This is a genomic window from Ruegeria sp. H8, assembly GCF_056532905.1.
This window is the reverse complement of record NZ_JBQFNY010000001.1, coordinates 65830-85955: the sequence shown is the minus strand read 5'-3', so window position 1 is coordinate 85955 and position 20126 is coordinate 65830. Positions and strand designations below refer to the sequence as shown.

The following is a 20126-nucleotide window of genomic DNA, read 5'->3' as shown; positions in this document are numbered from 1 at the left end:
CTTAATTCACGCGCGCGCCGGACGCGTCAAAATACAACGGGTTTCGTGGGCTAATTTTGATAGTCTTACCTGCGGGGTAATCTTGATGGACATCGATCAGCGTCACGACCGGATGGCCATTCAAGTCCAGATGAAGTCGGGTTTGGTCACCCAGGTGTTCGGCACGTATCACGCGCGCATCACTGCCTTCGCCTTCAATGATGTTTTCCGGGCGAAGACCAATCTGCGGGCCCTTGTGATCTCCTCCGAACAATTCCGACGGAAGGATATTTATCCGCGGCAGACCCAATCGACTGGCAACATAAACACTGCACGGGTTTTCATAGATGTCCCTTGGCGTGCCGTACTGAACCAGCCTGCCCTCTTCCAGAACTCCGATATGCGTTGCCATTGTCATGGCCTCAACCTGATCATGAGTCACATACAAAAGCGTGGACCCAAGGTCGGCCTGAATTCTCTTGAGCTCAACGCGCAGATCCGCTCTCAGCTTGGCATCCAGTGAACTGAGCGGCTCGTCCATCAAGAAAATTTGGGGATCCCGCACCAATGCGCGGCCAATCGAAACACGCTGCATCTCTCCGCCGGACAATTCCGTGGCCTTGTTGTCCAGCTTGTGCGGGATTTGCAGGATTTCCGCGACTTCGTTCACCTTCTGCGTGATCTGATCCTCAGGAGTTTTCAGGATCGGCGAACGCAGTGGAAACGACAAATTCTCGCGCACCGTCATATGCGGGTACAGCGAATATTGCTGAAAAACCATCGCCACATCGCGTTGGGCAGGCGTTTCCAGGCCAACATCTCGGCCGGCGATGCGTACCGATCCCGAGTCCATCTTCTCGAGTCCGGAAATCAATCGAAGCGTTGTCGTTTTTCCCGCACCTGTCGGACCCAAAAGCACGACGAAGGCGCCATCGGGAATTGTCATCGAGATACCGTCGACGGCTTGAACAGTTCCGAATGACTTCGAGATGTTCTGCAAAATGACTTCAGCCATTGCTCAGCACCTCTTCGTTCAGGGCGGATTTCAGCGCCCGGCCCGTGGAGCGCTCAAAAAGAGTCACCGTTGTCGAACGGAAATCCAATCCCACGGTTTCACCCGGCGCAACCTTTTCACCTGCGCCGATGCGGGCCTTCAACTCACCGTTCGGGCTTTGCAATGTCACGATCTGGGTTGTCCCCAGGTATTCAGCTGCCAGAACTTTGGCCCGATAGTCACTGTCGTCGGACAAAAATACATGTTCCGGCCGGACACCGAAGACCAGTTCCCCTTCCGCCCCCTCCATCAGCTTCGGGACCGCTTCGTCATGGCCGTTCAGCCTGACCCTTTCAGAGCCGGGTGCCACTTTTCCCTGAAACGGCAAGAAGTTCATTGACGGAGATCCTATGAAATCCGCCACAAACATGGTCGCAGGTTTGTCGTAGATTTCTTGCGGCGTTCCGAATTGTTCGATCACTGCGTTATTCATGACAACAATCTTGTCGCCCATCTGCATGGCCTCTAGCTGATCGTGTGTGACGTAAACCGTTGTCGCTCCCATTCGATCGTGAAGCGCGCGCAACTCTTCGGCCATATGCTCGCGAAATTCGGCGTCCAAAGCGCCAAGAGGTTCGTCCATCATGAACGCCTTGGGCTCGCGAACGATCGCCCGCCCAAGTGCAACGCGCTGCCTGTCGCCACCCGAAAGCCCCCCCACCGGGCTTTCCAGAATGTCAGTTATCCCCAGAATTCCGGCAACTTCTTCGACTTTGGCTTTGACGGCTGCACGTGACATGCCTTGTGAAATCAGTGGATAGCTGATGTTCTTGCGAACATTCATGTGCGGATACAGCGCGAACATCTGGAAAACGAACGCTATGTCACGTTCTGAAGGCGGCTTTTGGCTGATTTCCTCACCATCCAGATAGATTTCGCCGGAAGTCGGAAGTTCCAGCCCCGCAATCATCCTGAGCGTTGTCGTCTTTCCACATCCCGACGGCCCAAGCAGCATGAAAAACTCACCGTCCTCAATTGTAAAAGAGCTTTCGCGCACAGCAGTGAAATCGCCGAACATCTTCTTTACGTTTTTGACTATGATTTGGGCCATTTCTACTCCGGAAAATGGCTGACGATGATGAACATGACGGTTCCGATCAGCGTGACGATGAAGGAATAGGTGAACGCCCAAAGGACAAAGGGCTGCATCAGCATGAAGACACCTAGTGCGATCAGGATGGTGGCGACCATCTCCCACGGGCCGCGGCGGAGCCGCATCAATCCGGTAAGAAACTCGCTCATTTGCGTACGGCTCCGAATGTGATCCCGCGCAGCAGGTGTTTGCGCATCAGGATGGTGAAAATCATGACGGGGATCAGGAAGATCGTCGCACCAGCCGCAACCGCAGGCCAATCCAGACCGCCAATACCGATGATGGTGGGGATGAACGGGGGCGCTGTCTGTGCGTTGGCCGAAGTCAGCAGCACGGCGAAAGCATATTCATTCCATGCGAAGATCAGGCAGAAGATCGCAGTTGACGCAATGCCTGTGGCGGCTTGCGGCAGCACCACTTTGTAGAAGGCCTGAAACCTCGTGTAGCCATCTATAAGGGCGGCTTCCTCGTACTCTCTTGGAATTTCGTCGATGAACCCTTTCAGCAACCAGACCGCCAGAGAGATATTCACGCCCGTATACAGGAGGATCATTCCCAGATGCGTGTCGCTCAGCCCAAGGTTTCTGAACATCAGGAAGATCGGGATGGCGACAGCGACCGGAGGCATCATCCTTGTACTAAGAATGAAGAACAGAAGGTCGTCTTTGAGCGGTACCTTGAACCTGCTGAACGCATAGGCGGCCAGCGTGCCGAGGAAGATACTCAAGAACGTGGAGCCAAATCCGATGATGACCGAATTCATGAAACGCTCGCCGAACTTGGAGGGCCCAACGATCACCATGTCATATTGGCGGACGATCTCATCGGCCCAGTTCTGCGGCGGGTTGGCTTCCAGAAACTCCTGCGTCTGCCTGGTGCGCGTGGTGAAAAGATTGACGTAACCTTCGAGCGTTGGGTCAAAGACCACTTTGGGCGGGTAGCTGATCGCGTCGGCAGGGGATTTGAACCCGGTCAGCAAAATCCACACCAGCGGGATCATTGTGATCAGCGCATAAGTGATGACCAGGATTCCTGCGATCCACTTGGACCGGTTCGAAGGTTCAGTGACGGAAAAGCTACTCATCTCTGTTTCACCTTGTTCAGGGCTTTGACGTAGATCGACGCAAGGCCGAACACGGTGACGAAAAGGATGATCGCATAGGCTGACGCGTAGCCCGTACGCCACTTTTCAAAAGCCTCCCGCTTGAGATTGATCGAAGTGAGTTCCGTAACGGACCCCGGCCCACCGCCGGTCAACTGCACCACCAGATCAAACATTTTGAAGTTCTCGATCCCTCGAAACAGCACCGCCAGCATCAGGAATGGCAGCACCATCGGGATCGTAATCGTAAAGAACTGCCGCAGCTTGCTGGCCCTGTCGATCTCGGCCGCCTCGTAGATGTAATCGGGAATACTGCGCAGCCCGGCCAGGCAGATCAGCATCACAAACGGCGTCCACATCCAAGTGTCGACGATGACGATGGCCCAGGGCGCCAACGTCACAGAACCCAGCATCTCAAAACTTGACGGGTCTTTGCCGGTGAACCACGAAACGATATAGTTGAACAGGCCGATCTGAGGCTGATAGAGAAACTTCCAAAAGTTCCCGACGACAGCAGGGGACAGCATCATTGGCAAGACAATAATCGTGGTCCAAAGGTCGTTTCCCTTAAACTTCTTGTTGATTAGCCACGCCAAGGTGAACCCGATCAGAACCTGAAAAAAGATCGTCCAGAACAGAAAATGCGCCGTCGCCTGCATATTCAACCAGGTGTCGGAATCCGTCAGGATACGCTCGTAATTCCTGAACCCGACATCCTTGACCTCGCGCCCTATCCGATTGGCTTTGTAGTTGGTAAAGCTAAGCTGGATTGTCCAAATCAACGGAAAAATGTTGATTGCAAGCAGCAGGAAGATCGTCGGGGAAATGAATATCCAAGCAATTGCTCGATCGGATAACCCTCTGATTTTGCGCGCAACTCGCGTGGGCGTTGCCTGCGCAACGCGATCTATGGTCCTGTCAGACATTTCTTTGCCAGTTCTTGTCGGTTTGGGACACACGGGTCATGGTGGAGCGGGCTTGAACCCGCTCCTGCCCTGCTTCCGGATTAAAGCTTGCCTTCGTCTTCGAAGACTTCGGTCCAATCCTCGATCAAAAGATCAAGCGCTTCCTGGGCGGTGCCTTGATCAGCGACAACGTAGTCATGGATACGTTTCTGCATGGCCAACAGCAGTTCCGCATAGGCAGGCTCCTGCCAGAAGTCCTGCACACCTGCCATGGCTTCCAGAAAGTCACCGGCAAAGGGTTGGCTGTCCACGAAGCCGGGGTCTTCCAGCACGGAATTATGTGCTGAATAACCGCCCAGTTCCCACCATTTGGCCTGAACTTCGGGTTGCGCGAACCATTTGATGTACTCAAGCGCGGCATCCTGTTTGTCAGAATAGCTGACGACAGAAATCCCTTGCCCGCCCAACGTTGAACCTGCCTGATTTTGCGGCGGGTTCACGAAGAAGTCGATCTTGTCGCCACCGGTATTGGGATCGGCATAGAGGCCCGGGAAGAATGCAAACCAATTCATGGCCATGGCGACCTGACCTGACTTAAAGGCGTCCAGGCTTTCACCCATGTAAGAGTTTGTGTACCCCGGAGGTGTCGCTGTTTTGTAGAACTCTTTGTAGAATTCCAGCGCTTCGACGGCTTCGGGTGAATTCACGGCGCCTTCCATGTCATACGAGCCCGGCGTATTTTCATACTTGAACCCCCATGGGTAAAGCGCACTCGTCACACCCATTGTTATCCCTTCCGAACCGCGCTCGGTAAAGATCGCAGCGCCGTACACGGTTTTTCCGTCGATCTCGCGACCTTGGAAAAATTGCGCAATCTGCAACAGCTCTTTCTGGGATTCCGGTTCACGCAAATCTTGACCGGTTGCTTCTTTATAAGCGGCTTGGATATCGGGATCTTCGAACCAGTCCTTGCGATAGAACCAACCGTTCGCATCACCCATTGCAGGCAGCGCATAGTAATTTGGCGTGCCCTTTGGCCAAGTCGAATAAGCGTACACAGTTGCCGGCGCGAAATCATCCATACTGATGCCTTCAGCATCAAAGAAGTCATTCAGCTTTACATAGTGACCGTTCTCAGCTCCGCCGCCAATCCATTGGCTGTCCCCGATCAGCAGGTCACAAAGCTTCCCTCCGGAATTCAGCTCGTTCAGCATGCGGTCCGCAAAGTTCGGCCAGGGCACAAACTCGAAGTTCATTGTGTGGCCAGACTCGGCCTCGAATTCTTTGGATAGCTCAACCAGCGCGTTGGCCGGGTCCCATGCCGCCCAACACAGTGTCAGGTCTTCAGCATTTGCCTTGGTAGAAAGAGTAGTAGCGGCAAGGACTATTGCGCTGGCAGACGCCAGTTTTGAGTAAGTCATCCATTCCTCCCTTTTTAACGCCGTCAATCGAGGATGTGCGAATCGCGGCATAGTTCCAAGGCTATTTGAGGTACGCACCTCAAGTCTAGAAAATTTTGAGGTTCGTACCTCAAAATGCCCCATGTGACTTTAAATTAATCCCCTATTCCTTTGTTTTTACGAAATTTACGGCGCGTCATCTCCTTCTGCATACTTTGCAACAATCCACTGGAAAAACCGCTAGTCTCAAAACAGTTCTTTGAAACTGACCTGCTGGCAGCTTTGGATAGCCAGTTCTCAAAGGCCCTGCATTGCTGGATTTTCGGCTTTCCGCCCCCCGCCCGAACGCGTGGAAATCGATGGCCCAGAAGACGCAAGACGAGCCAAATTCGGCTATACACGACGGATCGGAAACCAACGCATGAGCGAACTCACCATTGTCAGAATGAAGCGTTACCCTATCAAGGGTCTGAGTCCGGAGCCGCTGAACACAGTCAACCTGAGCGCGGGTGAGGGTGTACCTGGTGATCGCCTTTTCGGCTTTGCTCGCTACAATTCCGGCTTTGACCCGACTGACCCAAAGCCACTTCCTAAAGACCGCTTTGTTGTTTTGCTGAAAGAAGCTGGGCTTGCGGGTCTCAGGACACGTTTCGACGCAACAACTCAGCAGTTGGAAATTGATGTGGACGGCCGCACCCACTGCTTCCGCATGAGCGAGCCCCAAGGAAAAACGGATGCCGCCAGACTCCTCTACGATACGCTGGAACTACAGGATCCTGAACCGCCTAGATTCGTGTCTTCGCACCCGCATCGTTTCACGGATGTTTCAGTCGTTTCACCGAAGATGATGAATGCGATATCAGTTCTCAACTTAAGCTCTGTTGATGCGTTAAGCAGAAAGTTGCGCACAGACATTCACCCGGACAGATTTCGGGCGAATATCGAAATTGACGGATTGCCACCGTTTTCCGAGCTGAACTCTGTCGGTTCCACCTTTGTGTTTGGCGATGTCAGGCTGCGGATACTCTCGCGGACGAAAAGATGCGCCGCTACCGAGGTGAATCCTGAGACGGCCCTACGAGACTTGAACATTCCGTTCTTACTTCGAACCCATCTGGGCCATATGGATATGGGGGTTTACGTAGAAGTGCTGGATGGCGGCACCCTCTTTGCTGGCCAAAAAGGAAAATGCCCGCAGGAATAAGTGGCCCAATTGATCCGACACTTACACGTCGCCGGAGTTCTTTTGGCATTCGTCGGACGTGATCAGACCAACCTGTGCTCGGAATCACGCTATGCAACGCGCGAAAATTGCAGCATGAATCCAGATCGTCGAATGGAAATGATGCGAAACGGATACAAATGGCGGTGCTGTAAGACAAATTGGAACCAGTCTCTGCTAAGCCAGTATAGCTGCCCTTTTTGTCACACCAAGTTCGCGCGGCCCGGCAAGAGCGAAGGTGCGTGTTCGTTTATCCTACGCTCATTCATCAGGTCTTCGACATTGTAAAAGGCACAGGAAACAGAAGGTACAGTATCACGGCCCGACGAATGATCCTGGGATTGGTCTTGAATTCCTTGAATGGGCTTGAGTTGGTCATAGGTGGAGGCTTCGAAAGCCCCTGCCCGTTTCAACCCGAGTTCTTCTGACAAGACCCTTTTAGATATCCACCTGTTTTCGCAATTCAGGTCTGCTTTGGGGTTGGTGCAATAATGGTTCAGAGCTTGCGAAGGAAATCATTGCACTCCGGCGAAAAGTACTTGTTTCTTGCGGTCTGCATCCCTTTGACACAAATCGAAATCGTTCTCATGTAAAAAGCCCCGAGGGGAAGGCGCAACTAAGAAATGTCCAAAATAATCTCGCCCTGCGACTAGCGCAACCAAAGTTTTCACGCCGTTTTTCTGTTTCATTGAGGGCTTTATGAAACGCAACGCCGCGCCAATGCGTCTGTCGTCTGTGTTATTGGGTCCCGATGCGTGAAAGAGATGCCCGTGATGCATGGATGCCTGCCCTGCACGCAATTCCGCAGCCACTGCATCTTGTTCGTTCACATCGACTGCGATTTCCTGCCCGCGTGATAACAGATTGTTTTTGCTGAAGGTGTCTACGTGAGGCACGATACGGTTTTTATGGCTGCCGGGAACAAACTTCATACACCCGCTTTGCTCAGACGCTTCTGAAATCGCAACCCAACAAGTAACCTCTTCTGCATCGTCCAATCCCCAATAGGTCAAGTCCTGGTGCCACGAGACGATTTTCGATGATCGCGCCTCTTTTACGAAAAGTGCACCGCTCCAAACCATGAGGTCCGGCCCCAACACCGTTGAAGCAGCCTCAATCAGCTTCGAATGGCGGAGAAGTGCATCGAATGATGGTATCAGCCTGTCCGGATACGAGTATAGAAGCTTGAGTTTCTCTGGGTCATCTCTGAGGGTGCGCTCTGCTTTCTCAAAATCATCGCGCAGCGTTTGAACCTCGGAAACTGTCAGAATATCCAGCGGAGCCACGAAACCATCTCTTTCATAAGTCTTCGCTATATCAGGCATTCGTTTAACCATTGTTATTATCCGGAAATGTTAACTGCACCTTCATTGATCGGCTTCGATCAGACGCAACCTCGAAAGCAGTGACAGCCTCCCCAACTTCGAAGGAATGCGTCACCAGATGGTCGACGTTTAGTAGTCCGTTTCGCATCATTTCGACAGCGACCGCGAACTCGGAATGGAAACGGAAAGATCCGCGAAGTGCAATCTCTTTTGCAGTCAACGCCTGCATCGGCACTGTCATGTCTCCGCCCAGGCCAAGCTGAACCAAAGTTCCACGCGGGCGCAAGCATGCGACGCCAGAAGCCAGGGCCGATTGAGCCCCGGAACATTCCAGTTGGACGTCAATCTGGCCCTTGTCCTTTTCAAACCGTTCCAACATTTGCGGATCAGTGTAGGTGTTGATGACATCGTCTGCCCCGCATTCACGCGCTATGGCTAGGGTCTGGTCCGAGATATCTGTCGCGACTATTCTGGCCGCCCCAGAACGACGTGCCACCAAGGTCGTAAGGCAGCCGATCGGGCCGCATCCGGTGATAAGCACCGTTTTACCTACCAGGCTTCCAGCTTGTTTAACCGCGTGCAAACAAACCGCCAGCGGTTCTGCCATAGCGGCCTGTGCAGGGCTCAACCCGTCTGCCGGAACACATTGACTGGCTTTCGCCACGAGTTTGCTCCGAAAAGCGCCTTGGATATGCGGGAACGGCATTGCGCTGCCATAGAATTTCATATCAAGACAATGGTTTTGCTGCCCGTTCAGACAATAGTAGCAGGCTTGGCAGGGGCGGGATGGGGAAACTGCAACCAATTGACCTAGGTTAAGCCCCTGCACACTTGACCCGAATTCTACGATTTCCCCGGACACTTCGTGTCCAAGCACCATCGGTTGAAGCAACTTGATGGCGCCGAAGCCACCGTGGTTGTAATAATGCAGGTCAGAGCCGCAAATCCCACCCACACGCAATGCAATTAAAACTTCGTCTTGTCCCAGGTCGCGCACATCCCGGTTTTCCAACCTCAGATCTTTCGCAGCATGGATAACAACAGCAACACTGGCCGACGACATTGCGCAGACTCCCTATACACATCGCCAAAAGATACGGATAGTCGGTGCCGACAACCAAGGGATTTTTGCATGACGCTTGAAATGTTCAGCCTAAATGGAACTCGGGCGATGATAACAGGCTCTAGCCAAGGCATTGGATTTGCGTTGGCTCGTGGCTTGGCTGCTGCCGGTGCGCAGGTCGTTTTGAACGGGCGCAACACCACAAAACTGGCGGCAGCAGCCTCCGAACTAAGTGAAACAGGCGCCTCGGTACGGGAACTTGCGTTCGATGCGACCGATCATGAAGGCGTCCGATCTGCTGTGGACGACTTTGAAGAAAAGGTTGGCCCGATAGACATCCTGATAAACAACGCCGGAATGCAACACAGGACGGAGTTACAGGATTTCCCCGCTGATGCCTTCGAGCGCCTACTACAGACAAATGTGGCTTCCGTCTTTCATGTCGGTCAGGCAGTGGCACGACACATGATTGAAAGAAAGTCTGGCAAGATCATTAACATTGCGTCGGTTCAATCCGCATTGGCAAGACCGGGCATTGCGCCTTATACGGCAACAAAAGGTGCCGTGACCAACCTTACAAAAGGCATGGCAACTGATTGGGCCAAGTATGGTCTGAACTGCAATGCCATTGCGCCCGGATATTTCGATACACCTTTGAACGCCGCCTTGGTTGCCGACCCAGCGTTTAGTGCATGGCTCGAGAAACGTACTCCAGCCGGTCGCTGGGGAAGTGTAGAAGAACTTGTCGGTGCCGCCATATTCCTTGCGTCCCCTGCATCCAGTTTCGTCAATGGACATACTCTCTATGTCGATGGTGGAATAACGGCGTCACTTTGATTTGTGGCTTTCAATCCTCTGCTAAATGCGACTGACCGTAGATATCGTTTACAGCGCCGACGCCAAAGCAATCACCACAACAACAATCAAGGAAGCCGCCATCGCAAAGTTGATCCTTCGATGCGATCTTTGGCTTAAATCAAGGCTGCCCAGTTTTGCGCCAGCACCCAGCCAGATCATGTGCACTGGCACCCATATCATATTGAAAACAAGGATTTTTATGACAACCTCGCAAACGGGCGCATCGGGCAAAAAGGCAAACCCTGAAAACAATGCTGTGCTGACCACGTAAGCCTTGGGATTAATGAACTGAAGTGTCAGCCCATTCGCAAAACCAAGTGGCGAAACCGCTGGAGAAAACCCGACCTTTGAGCCAGCGCTGGCAATTCGCCAGGCCAGAAATACCAAATACCCGACTGAGGCGAATAGCAGCAAAGTTCTGAGCGCCGGTGTAGCCAAAGCTACCGCAGCGACTCCAGAGACAACCAACATCATATTGATGAACCCGCCCAGCATCAAACCAGCCACGAAGGCGAGACCCGCTCGAAAACCAAATGCTGATCCAATACCCGCAGTTGTTAGAACACCTGGGCCCGGCGTAATCAGCAGAAAGAAAACCGCGACAGCAAACTCAAACACTCTTCAGATTGGCCTTTTACAGATCTCTGCATTCTGGCACAGCTGTGATCACAGATCCGTCCTTAAGGTGTTGCAGAAGATTGTCGACGGTTAGGTCACCCATAGCTGCACGCGTCTCAATAGTCGCGCTACCAGCGTGAGGGAGCAGAACGACATTGGACATCTCGCGCAACGCTTTTGGAACACGCGGTTCGTCCTCGAAAACATCAAGCCCCGCCCACCCAAGCTCGCCGTTTTGCAATGCGTTGATAAGGGCAGTTTCGTCGACGACCGAACCTCGACTAACGTTTATCAGAGTGCCGCCCGCCCCCAACGCGCGAAGCACCTCAGCGTTGACCAGCCTATTGGTCGACGGACCGCCGGGCGTGATGCATATGAGGACGTCAACATGTTCAGCCATTTCAACCAAATTGTCGAAATAGCGGTACGGGACATCCTTTTGATTGCGGGTATGATAAGAGATTTCGGGGGCCCACGGCTCTAACTTATCAACGATCGCCTGACCAATGCGACCAAGACCAAGAATGCCTATCTTTTGATTGTCTGCTGATCGGGTCAAAGGGGCATTGCCTTCAACCTCCCACCGTCCGGACCGAACGTAATTGTCGTCACGTAAAAGCTCTCGGTAACATGACAGCAATAGCAGAACGGCGGTGGTTGCGACTTCTTTGTTCAAAACATCGGGTGTGTGTGTCACAACAATTCCGCGCTTAGCCGCAGCACTGGCGTCGACGGCGTCGTAACCGACCCCATAGACACTGATCATCTTCAGATTACTGAGTGATGTCATCAGGTCATGCGGAACACCATCGTGCCCGTTCGTTACGATATGCGTAATACTATCCGCGTTGAAATCGTCCAATTGATGAATGTCGAACGCTGCGGACAGGCGTTCTCGCATCCGTTCAGTGATCCCGCCGATTTGCAATAAGTCAGTCATCTTGGCCGACCGTTTGCCGCTGAACACCAAGCCCATCGATGCGAAGCTCCATTACGTCGCCTTTTTTCAGGTAAACTGGTTCCGGTTTGATCCCCATTCCGACGCCGGGCGGTGTTCCAGTTGAAATGACGTCACCGGGGTGCAGTGTGAAAAGTTGGCTTAGATGTTCAATGATCTCGGCAACGGAAAAGATCATCGTAGAAGTATTCCCGGTTTGCATGCGCTGACCGTTTACATCCAGTGACATACCAAGACTTTGAGGATCCGGCACCTCATCCCGGGTCACTAGCCAAGGACCTGTGGGTCCAAATGTGTCGCAAGACTTGCCTTTGGTCCATTGACCGGTCAATTGAGTTTGAAAGTGCCTTTCAGACACATCGTTCACGATGCAATAACCGGCAACGTATTCGAGCGCATCAGCCTTGGACACGTATTTGGCCGTTTTGCCGATGACGACGCCCAGTTCGCATTCCCAGTCGGTGTGAGTAGATCCGCGCGGCATGACAACATCATCATAGGCACCAATGACGGCTGAGTTTGCCTTGAAAAAAAGTATCGGATGCTCTGGAATATCTGCGCCGGTTTCTGCGGCATGGTCCGAGTAATTCAAACCGATGCAAAGAAATTTTCCGATGCCGCCGACACACGGTGCAATACGAAGATCCCCCTCGACAATTGGCAGGTTATTTGGATCCAATGAGCGCAGATTATCAAGCGTTCCGTCATCCAGAACATCGCCCGTAACATCATTGATGTGGGCGGACAAATCCCGCAATTGACCCTGGGAATCGACCAAAGCAGGCTTTTCCGAGCCCTCGGCTCCGTAACGAACAAGTTTCATTTCTGTTCCTTTTAGTGATTGTCGCGTGGCATGAAGCCTCGCGCGATATCGCGGTAGTTTTCGGCACCCTTGAACGTCATACCGCGATCCAACCGATCTACTTTTTCGCGGAATATTTCCTGCCATGGGGATTGATTGGGCGGCATTGTATACCCACCCTTTGCCTCCAGATCGCGGGCGCGTTCATGCAGTTCTTCAAGCGAAACCAGCATATCTGCTGTGCCTTTGCCAAGATCGATGCGCAGTCGGTCGCCAGTTCGCACCAAGGCCAGCCCACCGCCCTCTGCAGCTTCTGGTGAAGCATTCAGGATAGACGGGCTTCCTGATGTGCCGGATTGCCGGCCATCACCGATGCAAGGAAGGGCTTCGATGCCTTGTTTCAACAAATATGCAGGCGGACGCATGTTCACGACCTCTGCGGCACCCGGGTACCCTTTTGGTCCTGCTCCGCGCATAATCAGAATACAGTTTGCATCGATTTTTTCGGCGGGATCATCGATCCGATGGTGAAAATCCTCGGGCCCATCAAACACAACCGCCCTGCCTTCAAATGCATTAGGATCATCCGGGTTCGACAAGTAGGTCTCTCGAAACGCCTGCGAAATCACAGATGTCTTCATAATCGCACTCTCGAACAAGTTGCCTGAGAGGTTGATGAACCCCGCCTGTGGCTTAACCGGGCTACTGACAGGCTTGATTACGTCGCTATTCTGAGACCGGCGCGTCGAGCAATTTTTGCCTATCGTCTTACCGTTCACCGTTATCGCATCGGGATGCGGCAGCAATCCAGCATCAAGAAGCTCTCCGACAACTGCGGGAACACCCCCGGCCTGTTGGTAATCTTCGCCCAGATATTTACCCGCAGGCTGCATGTTAACCAACAGAGGAACGTCGTGGCCAAGTTTCTGCCAATCATCGTTGTTCAATGGAACACCAAGATGCCGGGCGATCGCATTCAGGTGTATCGGCGCGTTCGTCGATCCACCGATCGCCGAGTTTATGACAATCGCATTCTCAAAAGCCTGACGTGTCATCACATCACTGGGGCGTAAATCCTCCCAGACCATGTCCACAATGCGTTTACCCGTTTCATAGCTGATTTGACCGCGCTCTCTGTACGGGGCTGGTATGGCTGCTGATCCTGGCAATTGCATACCCAAGGCTTCAGCAAGCGAATTCATGGTCGTTGCTGTTCCCATCGTATTGCAATACCCCACCGAAGGTGCCGCGGCGGCTGCGATCTCCATGAACTCATCGGTGTCGATTTCATCAGCCGCAAGGTCTTCGCGCGCTTTCCAAATAACCGTTCCTGATCCGGCGCGCTCACCTTTCCACCAGCCGTTGAGCATTGGGCCGACCGACAGGGCAATCGCTGGGATGTTGACGGTCGCAGCGGCCATAAGAAGTGCGGGCGTGGTCTTGTCGCAACCAATGTTCAGAACAACGCCATCAATCGGATACCCGAATAGACTCTCAACCAGGGACAGATAAGCCAGATTGCGATCGAGAGAGGCCGTTGGCCGTTTACCGGTCTCTTGTATCGGGTGGACCGGTATTTCGATGCACGTTCCCCCGGCGGCGATGATCCCGTCGCGAACGCGTTTGGACAACTCGATATGATGCCGGTTGCAGGGGCTCAAATCACTCCCGGTCTGAGCAATCCCAATGATCGGCTTGCCCGATTGCAGTTCAGCGCGGGTCAATCCGTAATTCAGGTATCTCTCAAGATACAATGCCGTCATCTCAAGGTTCTCAGAATTCATGAACCACTTGCGAGATCGCAGATCATTTTTTGATATTTTAGTCATTGGCCTGACCATCCCCCATCAATTATGTGCGTGTGTCCCGTGGTGAATGCACTTTCATCGCTCGCCAAATAGACGACCAATGCAGCAATCTCTTCTGCCTTCGCTACACGCCCCATGGGCTGACGCGCCACAAATTGTGCAAGGGCTTCCTCTCTGCTGCCCAGTTGCTCGCCCAACGCATCTACGCGGTCACGCCAACTGGGACTGTCGACTGTTCCCGGACAAATGCAATTGCACCGAATTCCTTGTGTTATGAAGTCCACGGCTACCGATTTCGTCAGCCCAACAACGGCAGCCTTAGTCGTTCCATATACAAAACGATTTGGCGCACCGATTATGGAACCCAGTGCAGAAGACATGTTGATAATCGAGCCTCCTCCGCGCTCTAGCATCCCCGGCAATACAGCCTTTGTCGTGCGCACCATTGAGCGCACATTCAGGTCCATGGCGAAGTCCCATTCTTCGTCGGTTGCATCCAGAATAGTTCCGTGATGCACGAACCCGGCGCAGTTGAACAAAACATCCGGCTTCGCTCGCGCGACCCCATCATGAATACTGTCATTATTTGTCACATCCATCTCGAAAATTTCGAGATTTTCGAGATTCCGATCGCGAATCAAATTTAGTTTTTCAGGGTTAATATCCGTCGCATAGACTTTCGCACCCTCTCTTGCCATTGCGATTGCGCTTGCAAGTCCGATCCCTTGTGCGGCGGCTGTAACCAGCACGTTTTTTCCCGTAAGTCTCTCTGACATATATATTTTCCGACCCTAAAAGTGGCGACTGGACAAGTGTTGCTTCGTCCCACAGATCAACCGAGAAGCAAAGAAACCTTGGTGGATTTGCAACGACTTCTGGCATGTGGGCCCAGAGCCGTTAGCGTATGACAGAGATTTTGGTTTGGCCATAACCATGCGTGGCGCATCTTCGGAAGGACAGAGGATTATGAGCGAGCAGTTCAAAGTAGCTCTATTGGGAACCGGCCTGATGGGCGCTCCTATGGCGAGGAATATTTTGCGCGCCGAATTTCCGTTAACTGTATGGAACCGCAGCTTGGATAAGGCAAAACCGTTGACGGCGGAAGGCGCGACATTGGCGGAAACTGCCCCGCTGGCGGTTTCGGGTGCAGACGTAATAGTAACCATGCTGTCGGATGGATACGCGACCGGCGCGCTACTTTCTGACGAGGCTTTCTGCAAACAACTCAAACCCGGGATGATCTGGATTGATATGTCCAGCGCCAAACCCGAACACGCCCGTGAACAATCCGCGCAATTGTCTTCGATGGGGTTGCAGCATCTGGATGCCCCGGTTTCCGGCGGCACCAAAGGTGCCGAAGCTGCCACGCTTGCGATCATGGTCGGTGGTGATCAGGACGTTATGGAGCGCGTGCGACCGGTTCTGTCAGCAATGGGCCGCCCTGTGCATGTAGGCCCAAGTGGTTCTGGTCAATTGTGCAAATTGGCCAATCAGACGATTGTCGCTGTGACTATATCGGCTGTCGCCGAAGCGACTTTACTGGCTCAGCGAGGCGGGGCTCACCCTGCCGCGTTGAGGGCCGCACTGAAGGGGGGATTCGCTGATAGCATTATCTTGCAACAACATGGCGAACGCATGTCTGACGGAAATTTTGTACCCGGAGGTTTGTCCAAGTTTCAGTTGAAGGATTTGGACAACACGCTGGAGGAAGCGCGAAGCCTTGGCGTTGAGCTACCTAGCACCCAATCTGTGCGCGACCGTTTCGAATATCTGATAGACGAAATGGATGGGGCCGAACTGGATCATTCAGCTTTGTATCTGGAACTCAAAAAACGGAACGGATTGCTATGACGCGGATCCTTGTCATAGGCGGTGGAGGAATGCTGGGTCAGAAACTGGCCCATCGCATTTCGACCCATGAAACTTTTGGAGCGGATGCCCAAGTTTCACTGTTCGATCTCTCGTTCCTGACCGATAGTGCGGCAGGTAATCAAATTGTAGGGGACTTCACCGCGTCAGGCATGGCTAAGTCTTTTGCCGCGCAGCGACCGGATGTCATTTTCCATCTTGCAGCGATCGTTTCTGGCCAAGCCGAGACAGACTTTGCGTTGGGCTGGGATGTAAACCTTATGGCGACGTGGGTACTGCTGAATGCGCTTAAGGATGAGCACGAGGCATCAGGAAGGGAGTACACTCCTCGCCTGGTTTTTGCCTCATCCATAGCGGTGTTCGGGTCACCGTTCCCTGAAAAGATAACCGATGAGTTCCTTTCGGCACCTTTGACCAGTTACGGAGCGCAGAAAGCGGCGTCTGAACTGATGATCACTGATTTCAGCAGGAAAGGATATATCGACGGTGTTTCCTTGCGCTTACCCACATTGTGTGTGCGCCCGGGCAAGGCCAACGCTGCCGCTTCGTCCTTTTTTTCAGGAATAATCCGCGAGCCATTGAATGGGGATGAGGCTGTCTTGCCAGTTGCCGAAACTGTTCGACACTGGCACGCTAGCCCCCGCGCCGCTGCGACTTTTTTGACCCACGCCGCAACATTGGACACGCAGCTTTTGAATGACCGACGCGCCTTGAACATGCCAGGTGTCAGTTGCACCGTCGCCGAACAAATCGAAGCTCTGCGCAATGTCGCCGGTCAAGACGCAGTTGGCCTAATCAGGCGAAAACCAGACAAGGCAATTGAAGGAATTGTCAAGAATTGGCCGCGCGACTTTCAAACAGATCGCGCTCTGAAGCTGGGGTTTGAGGCGGAATCAAGTTTTGATGAAATCATTCAGGTCTATTTGGAAGACGATTTTCCGCCTTAATCGCCCATCGTCTTTCCGGTTAGATGGCGTTTCAGATGATTGTGGATTTTCTCTCGTGTTAACTGCTCATCCCCCGACAATGCCGCTTCAAGTATATCTGCATGATGCCTTATGTTCTGAGAAATGAACTCAAAGTTCCGGTCTGCCACCATCAACTGTTGTCTGAATTGCGCGTAAATCCGGCTATGCAATTGTTTTAAGGTTTCCGAGCCACAGGCAGAAATAAGCGTCTGGTGAAACTCCTTCTCCGAGGCAAACCAGATCTCGACAAGGTCGCTTGGGTCGTCCGTGGCGTGAATGCGTTTTTCGATATGGCTGAGTTTGTGATGTGCAGCCGTAAGTCTTGCTTCCCAATCCACCCCGCCATTTCGGATCGACATTGCGGTGCCTTCGGCCTCTAACAGAACACGGACATGTGTCAATTCGATAAGCTTCTGCGGTGAACGCATTGGTACGCGGAAACCTTTTTGTTCCTGAAAGTCCACCAAACCAACAGCAGCCAAACGAAAAAGGACTTCACGAACCGCACTTGCGGAACAGCCATACACTTTACGTAGTTCTTCGGCCCGCACCTTGGCTCCATGCACGAATCCATTAGAGATCAGGCGCATTTTAAGGTCTTGATAAATATCTATTTCTTCGTTCATCCCAGCATGCACCTTAAAGTTTTGTCCAAGTAGCGTCCTAACCTTATTTTCGAATTATCGCAAGAATCTCGAAATTTTTAGAAATTTCAATTTTTTCTTGTTGCATTCGATTCGTCGGCTTAACGTTTACCTGCGTGACAGCAAAGGAGGCGGCAAGATCTTCCACACCGCGCAACGCACAACGTCTGGGAGGACAATATGAAAATAGTCAAGACAGCGGCCGTGGCGGCCGTAGCCACGACAATGGCAGCCGGTTTCGCGATGGCCGAAACAACGAAGCTTAGAATTCAAACCCATTTTTCGCCCGAAACTCTGTCTGGCCAGATGGCTGCAAAATTCGTTGAAGACATTCAGGAAATGTCGAACGGCGAAATCGAAGTTGAAATGTTCTATTCCTCTTCGGTGGTCAAATCAGTTGAAACCTTCGATGCCGCAGCCACGGGAATTCTGGATTGCGACATGACGGGCGGCGGCTATCAGACCGGGAAAAACCCGGCCTTCCAGTTTGCGGGTGACCTGCTCGGCGGATATCAGAACCCATACCAGCAAATGGCTTGGCTTCTTCATGGCGGCGGAAGAGAAGCTGTAAACGATCTATACAACGGCTACGACATGGAGTTCATCGGATGGTGGATTCCCGGGCCGGAGTCGCTTTCTTCGACCAAGCCGATTGCAAAAGTGGAAGACTTCAAGGATTGGAAATTCCGCTCGCCTCCGGGCCTTGCAACCAAAGTGTTCGCGGAACTTGGGGCTTCTCCGATCGTGATGGACTTCAACGAAATCTTTACGGCTTTGGAAACCGGCATCATTGATGGTGCGGATGCTGCGAACCTGACTAACAACGTGGGCCTCGGTCTGTACGAGATCGCAGGTCATACAAACTATCCCGGTTTCCACTCGATGCCCGCAGATCATCTGGCCTGTCGCAAAGACGTCTGGGAAGCGATGCCTGCGCACCACAAGAAGATCATGGAAGTCGCAATGGATAGCCTGGCATTGCACAATGCGACAATCAATGAAGTGCAGAACGCTCAGACTGCAAAAGACCTGAAGGCAAAAGGTGTTCAGTTGTACGAATGGTCGCCTGAAGACCTGGCAGCGTATCGCGCGGCCGTTCAGGTTGGTTGGACTGAGTTCGCAACGACTCCTGAGGCACAGGCGCTTTTGGAAAGCCACATCAACTTCCTGCGTGACCTGGGCGCAATGCAGTAATCAGGCTTCGACCGCATTAGGACACTCGGAAAGGCCGCATCAGCGGCCTCTCCGCATCTGCGCCAGGGTTCAGAACTTCATGAAAATTACCAGAATTATAAGTCATGTACTGCAGTACGACATGCCGGAAGTTCTGGGCTACTCGCAACAGTATTATGACAGGCGCACAACCCATCTGGTCGAGATTCAGACAGATGAAGGGGTAACCGGTTGGGGCGAGTGCTTTGGTCCCGGAAACGTAGCCATAGCCAACAAGTCCATCGTCGAAAAGGTAATCCAACCAATGGTCCTCGGCTTGGACCCCTTGGACAAAGACGTGATCTGGCACAAGGTGTACAACCTTTTGCGAGACCATGGCCAAGGCGGAATGCCAATACAGGCTTTGTCCGGGGTGGACATCGCACTTTGGGACATCACCGGAAAAATCTCTGGCCTCCCCCTCCATAGACTTGTCGGGGGCGCGCATCGCACAAGCGTTCCTTGCTACGGCTACGGCATGATGCTCCGGGATGAACCGATTTCTCATCTGGCCAGCCGTTTTGAGGATGAAGCCGCAAAGATCAAGGCAATGGGATTTACCGCCACCAAAATGAAAACGGGCTTTGGCCCGAAGCCTGATGTGAAGCTGTGCGAAGCAGTTCGACGCGGAGTTGGTGACGACTTTCCTTTTATGGTCGATGCGAACCATGCCTATACGACTTCGGACGCGTTTTTTGTCGGTCGGGCGCTGGAAGAGCTGGACGCATATTGGTTCGAAGAACCGGTCGCGCCAGAAGACATTGACGGGTACCGCGAACTGCGCACCTCGCTTAAAGTCAGCATCTCGGGCGGAGAGGCGGTATTCAATCGCTGGGCCTGGCGCAGTCTTCTTGAAAATCGCGGCATTGATATAGCGCAGCCAGAAGTATGCGCTTTGGGCGGTGTTTCAGAGTATCTCAGGGTACTGGCCCTATGCCACGCACATTTCACTCCGGTCGTAAATCACGTCTGGGGCAGCGCCATCGCCGTCGCAACTAATCTGCACCTACTGGCGGCCATGCCAGCAATTCCAGGCGGTTTGCATCCATGGGAGCCGATGCTGGAGTTCGACACAACGGACAACAAGTTTCGGGACGATCTGCTGACCGTACCGTTGGAAATTCAAAATCAGGTCAAGGCCAATAACGGCCGTGTCATGATCCCGACTGGCCCCGGACTGGGTGTCGAGCCGGATCGAGACTTTATCGATCACTACAGGATCGAAGGATAGGGACGAGGGTTACGC

Annotated in this window: 20 protein-coding genes; 6 read left to right on the top strand and 14 right to left on the bottom strand. The window is 52.9% G+C overall.

What is annotated here, in order from left to right:
* Nucleotide 1 precedes the first annotated feature (1 nt).
* From ACR0A2_RS00390 to ACR0A2_RS00365, 6 genes are all read right to left on the bottom strand, one after another.
* Complete coding sequence (locus ACR0A2_RS00390) at nucleotides 2-994, bottom strand: ABC transporter ATP-binding protein (protein WP_171115168.1); 993 nt, start codon at nucleotides 992-994, stop codon at nucleotides 2-4.
* A complete protein-coding gene (locus ACR0A2_RS00385) occupies nucleotides 987-2084 on the bottom strand; it encodes an ABC transporter ATP-binding protein (RefSeq protein WP_152458515.1) in 1098 nt (365 codons plus the stop codon). Before ACR0A2_RS00385 ends, ACR0A2_RS00390 begins: the two co-directional genes overlap by 8 nt.
* A gap of 2 nt (nucleotides 2085-2086) precedes the next feature.
* Nucleotides 2087-2275, bottom strand: a complete 189-nt coding sequence (locus ACR0A2_RS00380) for a hypothetical protein (protein ID WP_058274732.1) — start codon at nucleotides 2273-2275, stop codon at nucleotides 2087-2089.
* Nucleotides 2272-3210 carry a carbohydrate ABC transporter permease gene (locus tag ACR0A2_RS00375; protein WP_152458516.1) on the bottom strand — a complete coding sequence of 313 codons (939 nt, stop codon included), beginning with the start codon at nucleotides 3208-3210 and terminating at the stop codon, nucleotides 2272-2274. Before ACR0A2_RS00375 ends, ACR0A2_RS00380 begins: the two co-directional genes overlap by 4 nt.
* Nucleotides 3207-4154 (bottom strand): carbohydrate ABC transporter permease, encoded by a 948-nt coding sequence (locus ACR0A2_RS00370; protein ID WP_171115163.1) that lies wholly within the window; start codon nucleotides 4152-4154, stop codon nucleotides 3207-3209. The genes ACR0A2_RS00375 and ACR0A2_RS00370 overlap by 4 nt, the downstream gene beginning before the upstream one ends.
* 80 nt (nucleotides 4155-4234) lie before the next feature.
* Nucleotides 4235-5554: an ABC transporter substrate-binding protein gene (locus ACR0A2_RS00365; protein WP_152458518.1), complete on the bottom strand. Its 1320-nt coding sequence runs from the start codon at nucleotides 5552-5554 to the stop codon at nucleotides 4235-4237.
* 400 nt (nucleotides 5555-5954) lie between these two features.
* On the opposite strand from ACR0A2_RS00365, the gene ACR0A2_RS00360 reads away from it, so the two are divergent.
* Entirely contained in the window at nucleotides 5955-6737 is a 783-nt protein-coding gene (locus ACR0A2_RS00360) for an MOSC domain-containing protein (RefSeq protein WP_480833697.1), read from the top strand.
* A 533-nt stretch (nucleotides 6738-7270) separates the two neighbouring features.
* Here ACR0A2_RS00360 and ACR0A2_RS00355 read toward each other — a convergent pair.
* Together ACR0A2_RS00355 and ACR0A2_RS00350 are read right to left on the bottom strand one after the other, a co-directional pair.
* Nucleotides 7271-8092: a phytanoyl-CoA dioxygenase family protein gene (locus tag ACR0A2_RS00355; RefSeq protein ID WP_480833696.1), complete on the bottom strand. Its 822-nt coding sequence runs from the start codon at nucleotides 8090-8092 to the stop codon at nucleotides 7271-7273.
* Entirely contained in the window at nucleotides 8085-9143 is a 1059-nt protein-coding gene (locus tag ACR0A2_RS00350) for an L-idonate 5-dehydrogenase (RefSeq protein WP_480833695.1), read from the bottom strand. Before ACR0A2_RS00350 ends, ACR0A2_RS00355 begins: the two co-directional genes overlap by 8 nt.
* A 69-nt stretch (nucleotides 9144-9212) precedes the next feature.
* Here ACR0A2_RS00350 and ACR0A2_RS00345 point away from each other — a divergent pair, with 69 nt between their 5' ends.
* A complete protein-coding gene (locus ACR0A2_RS00345; protein WP_480833694.1) occupies nucleotides 9213-9980 on the top strand; it encodes an SDR family oxidoreductase in 768 nt (255 codons plus the stop codon).
* A gap of 48 nt (nucleotides 9981-10028) precedes the next feature.
* On the opposite strand, the gene ACR0A2_RS00340 is transcribed toward ACR0A2_RS00345, so the two are convergent.
* The 5 genes from ACR0A2_RS00340 to ACR0A2_RS00320 are packed head-to-tail and all read right to left on the bottom strand — an operon-like array spanning nucleotide 10029 to nucleotide 14963.
* Nucleotides 10029-10619 (bottom strand): LysE family translocator, encoded by a 591-nt coding sequence (locus ACR0A2_RS00340; protein ID WP_480833693.1) that lies wholly within the window; start codon nucleotides 10617-10619, stop codon nucleotides 10029-10031.
* A 16-nt stretch (nucleotides 10620-10635) separates the two neighbouring features.
* Nucleotides 10636-11595: a 2-hydroxyacid dehydrogenase gene (locus ACR0A2_RS00335; protein WP_480833692.1), complete on the bottom strand. Its 960-nt coding sequence runs from the start codon at nucleotides 11593-11595 to the stop codon at nucleotides 10636-10638.
* Entirely contained in the window at nucleotides 11552-12400 is an 849-nt protein-coding gene (locus tag ACR0A2_RS00330) for a fumarylacetoacetate hydrolase family protein (RefSeq protein WP_480833691.1), read from the bottom strand. Before ACR0A2_RS00330 ends, ACR0A2_RS00335 begins: the two co-directional genes overlap by 44 nt.
* 11 nt (nucleotides 12401-12411) lie before the next feature.
* Nucleotides 12412-14208, bottom strand: coding sequence for an IlvD/Edd family dehydratase (locus tag ACR0A2_RS00325; protein ID WP_480833690.1), 1797 nt, complete (start codon nucleotides 14206-14208; stop codon nucleotides 12412-12414).
* Complete coding sequence (locus tag ACR0A2_RS00320; protein WP_480833689.1) at nucleotides 14205-14963, bottom strand: SDR family oxidoreductase; 759 nt, start codon at nucleotides 14961-14963, stop codon at nucleotides 14205-14207. The genes ACR0A2_RS00325 and ACR0A2_RS00320 overlap by 4 nt, the downstream gene beginning before the upstream one ends.
* Nucleotides 14964-15120: 157 nt before the next feature.
* Here ACR0A2_RS00320 and ACR0A2_RS00315 point away from each other — a divergent pair, with 157 nt between their 5' ends.
* Complete coding sequence (locus tag ACR0A2_RS00315) at nucleotides 15121-16038, top strand: NAD(P)-dependent oxidoreductase (RefSeq protein ID WP_480833688.1); 918 nt, start codon at nucleotides 15121-15123, stop codon at nucleotides 16036-16038.
* Nucleotides 16035-17003, top strand: coding sequence for a D-erythronate dehydrogenase (gene denD, locus ACR0A2_RS00310; protein WP_480833687.1), 969 nt, complete (start codon nucleotides 16035-16037; stop codon nucleotides 17001-17003). Before ACR0A2_RS00315 ends, denD begins: the two co-directional genes overlap by 4 nt.
* Here the strand turns inward: denD and ACR0A2_RS00305 are convergent.
* A complete protein-coding gene (locus ACR0A2_RS00305; protein WP_171227999.1) occupies nucleotides 17000-17650 on the bottom strand; it encodes a GntR family transcriptional regulator in 651 nt (216 codons plus the stop codon). The two genes, denD and ACR0A2_RS00305, sit on opposite strands and share 4 nt — an antisense overlap.
* Before the next feature lie 198 nt (nucleotides 17651-17848).
* Here ACR0A2_RS00305 and ACR0A2_RS00300 point away from each other — a divergent pair, with 198 nt between their 5' ends.
* Nucleotides 17849-18862 carry a TRAP transporter substrate-binding protein gene (locus ACR0A2_RS00300; protein ID WP_152458529.1) on the top strand — a complete coding sequence of 338 codons (1014 nt, stop codon included), beginning with the start codon at nucleotides 17849-17851 and terminating at the stop codon, nucleotides 18860-18862.
* A 79-nt stretch (nucleotides 18863-18941) separates the two neighbouring features.
* Nucleotides 18942-20111 (top strand): mandelate racemase/muconate lactonizing enzyme family protein, encoded by a 1170-nt coding sequence (locus ACR0A2_RS00295; RefSeq protein ID WP_480833686.1) that lies wholly within the window; start codon nucleotides 18942-18944, stop codon nucleotides 20109-20111.
* Nucleotides 20112-20126 lie beyond the last annotated feature (15 nt).

Bases quoted from the DNA above. Each gene is read 5' to 3' on its own strand.
- ACR0A2_RS00365 (WP_152458518.1), bottom strand. From the start codon at position 5,554: ATGACTTACTCAAAACTGGCGTCTGCCAGCGCAATAGTCCTTGCCGCT.
- ACR0A2_RS00350 (WP_480833695.1), bottom strand. From the start codon at position 9,143: ATGTCGTCGGCCAGTGTTGCTGTTGTTATCCATGCTGCGAAAGATCTG.
- ACR0A2_RS00355 (WP_480833696.1), bottom strand. From the start codon at position 8,092: ATGGTTAAACGAATGCCTGATATAGCGAAGACTTATGAAAGAGATGGT.
- ACR0A2_RS00325 (WP_480833690.1), bottom strand. From the start codon at position 14,208: ATGACTAAAATATCAAAAAATGATCTGCGATCTCGCAAGTGGTTCATG.
- ACR0A2_RS00335 (WP_480833692.1), bottom strand. From the start codon at position 11,595: ATGGGCTTGGTGTTCAGCGGCAAACGGTCGGCCAAGATGACTGACTTA.
- ACR0A2_RS00380 (WP_058274732.1), bottom strand. From the start codon at position 2,275: ATGAGCGAGTTTCTTACCGGATTGATGCGGCTCCGCCGCGGCCCGTGG.
- ACR0A2_RS00330 (WP_480833691.1), bottom strand. From the start codon at position 12,400: ATGAAACTTGTTCGTTACGGAGCCGAGGGCTCGGAAAAGCCTGCTTTG.
- denD (WP_480833687.1), top strand. From the start codon at position 16,035: ATGACGCGGATCCTTGTCATAGGCGGTGGAGGAATGCTGGGTCAGAAA.
- ACR0A2_RS00300 (WP_152458529.1), top strand. From the start codon at position 17,849: ATGAAAATAGTCAAGACAGCGGCCGTGGCGGCCGTAGCCACGACAATG.
- ACR0A2_RS00385 (WP_152458515.1), bottom strand. From the start codon at position 2,084: ATGGCCCAAATCATAGTCAAAAACGTAAAGAAGATGTTCGGCGATTTC.
- ACR0A2_RS00375 (WP_152458516.1), bottom strand. From the start codon at position 3,210: ATGAGTAGCTTTTCCGTCACTGAACCTTCGAACCGGTCCAAGTGGATC.
- ACR0A2_RS00390 (WP_171115168.1), bottom strand. From the start codon at position 994: ATGGCTGAAGTCATTTTGCAGAACATCTCGAAGTCATTCGGAACTGTT.
- ACR0A2_RS00305 (WP_171227999.1), bottom strand. From the start codon at position 17,650: ATGAACGAAGAAATAGATATTTATCAAGACCTTAAAATGCGCCTGATC.
- ACR0A2_RS00370 (WP_171115163.1), bottom strand. From the start codon at position 4,154: ATGTCTGACAGGACCATAGATCGCGTTGCGCAGGCAACGCCCACGCGA.
- ACR0A2_RS00360 (WP_480833697.1), top strand. From the start codon at position 5,955: ATGAGCGAACTCACCATTGTCAGAATGAAGCGTTACCCTATCAAGGGT.
- ACR0A2_RS00295 (WP_480833686.1), top strand. From the start codon at position 18,942: ATGAAAATTACCAGAATTATAAGTCATGTACTGCAGTACGACATGCCG.
- ACR0A2_RS00345 (WP_480833694.1), top strand. From the start codon at position 9,213: ATGACGCTTGAAATGTTCAGCCTAAATGGAACTCGGGCGATGATAACA.
- ACR0A2_RS00315 (WP_480833688.1), top strand. From the start codon at position 15,121: ATGCGTGGCGCATCTTCGGAAGGACAGAGGATTATGAGCGAGCAGTTC.
- ACR0A2_RS00320 (WP_480833689.1), bottom strand. From the start codon at position 14,963: ATGTCAGAGAGACTTACGGGAAAAAACGTGCTGGTTACAGCCGCCGCA.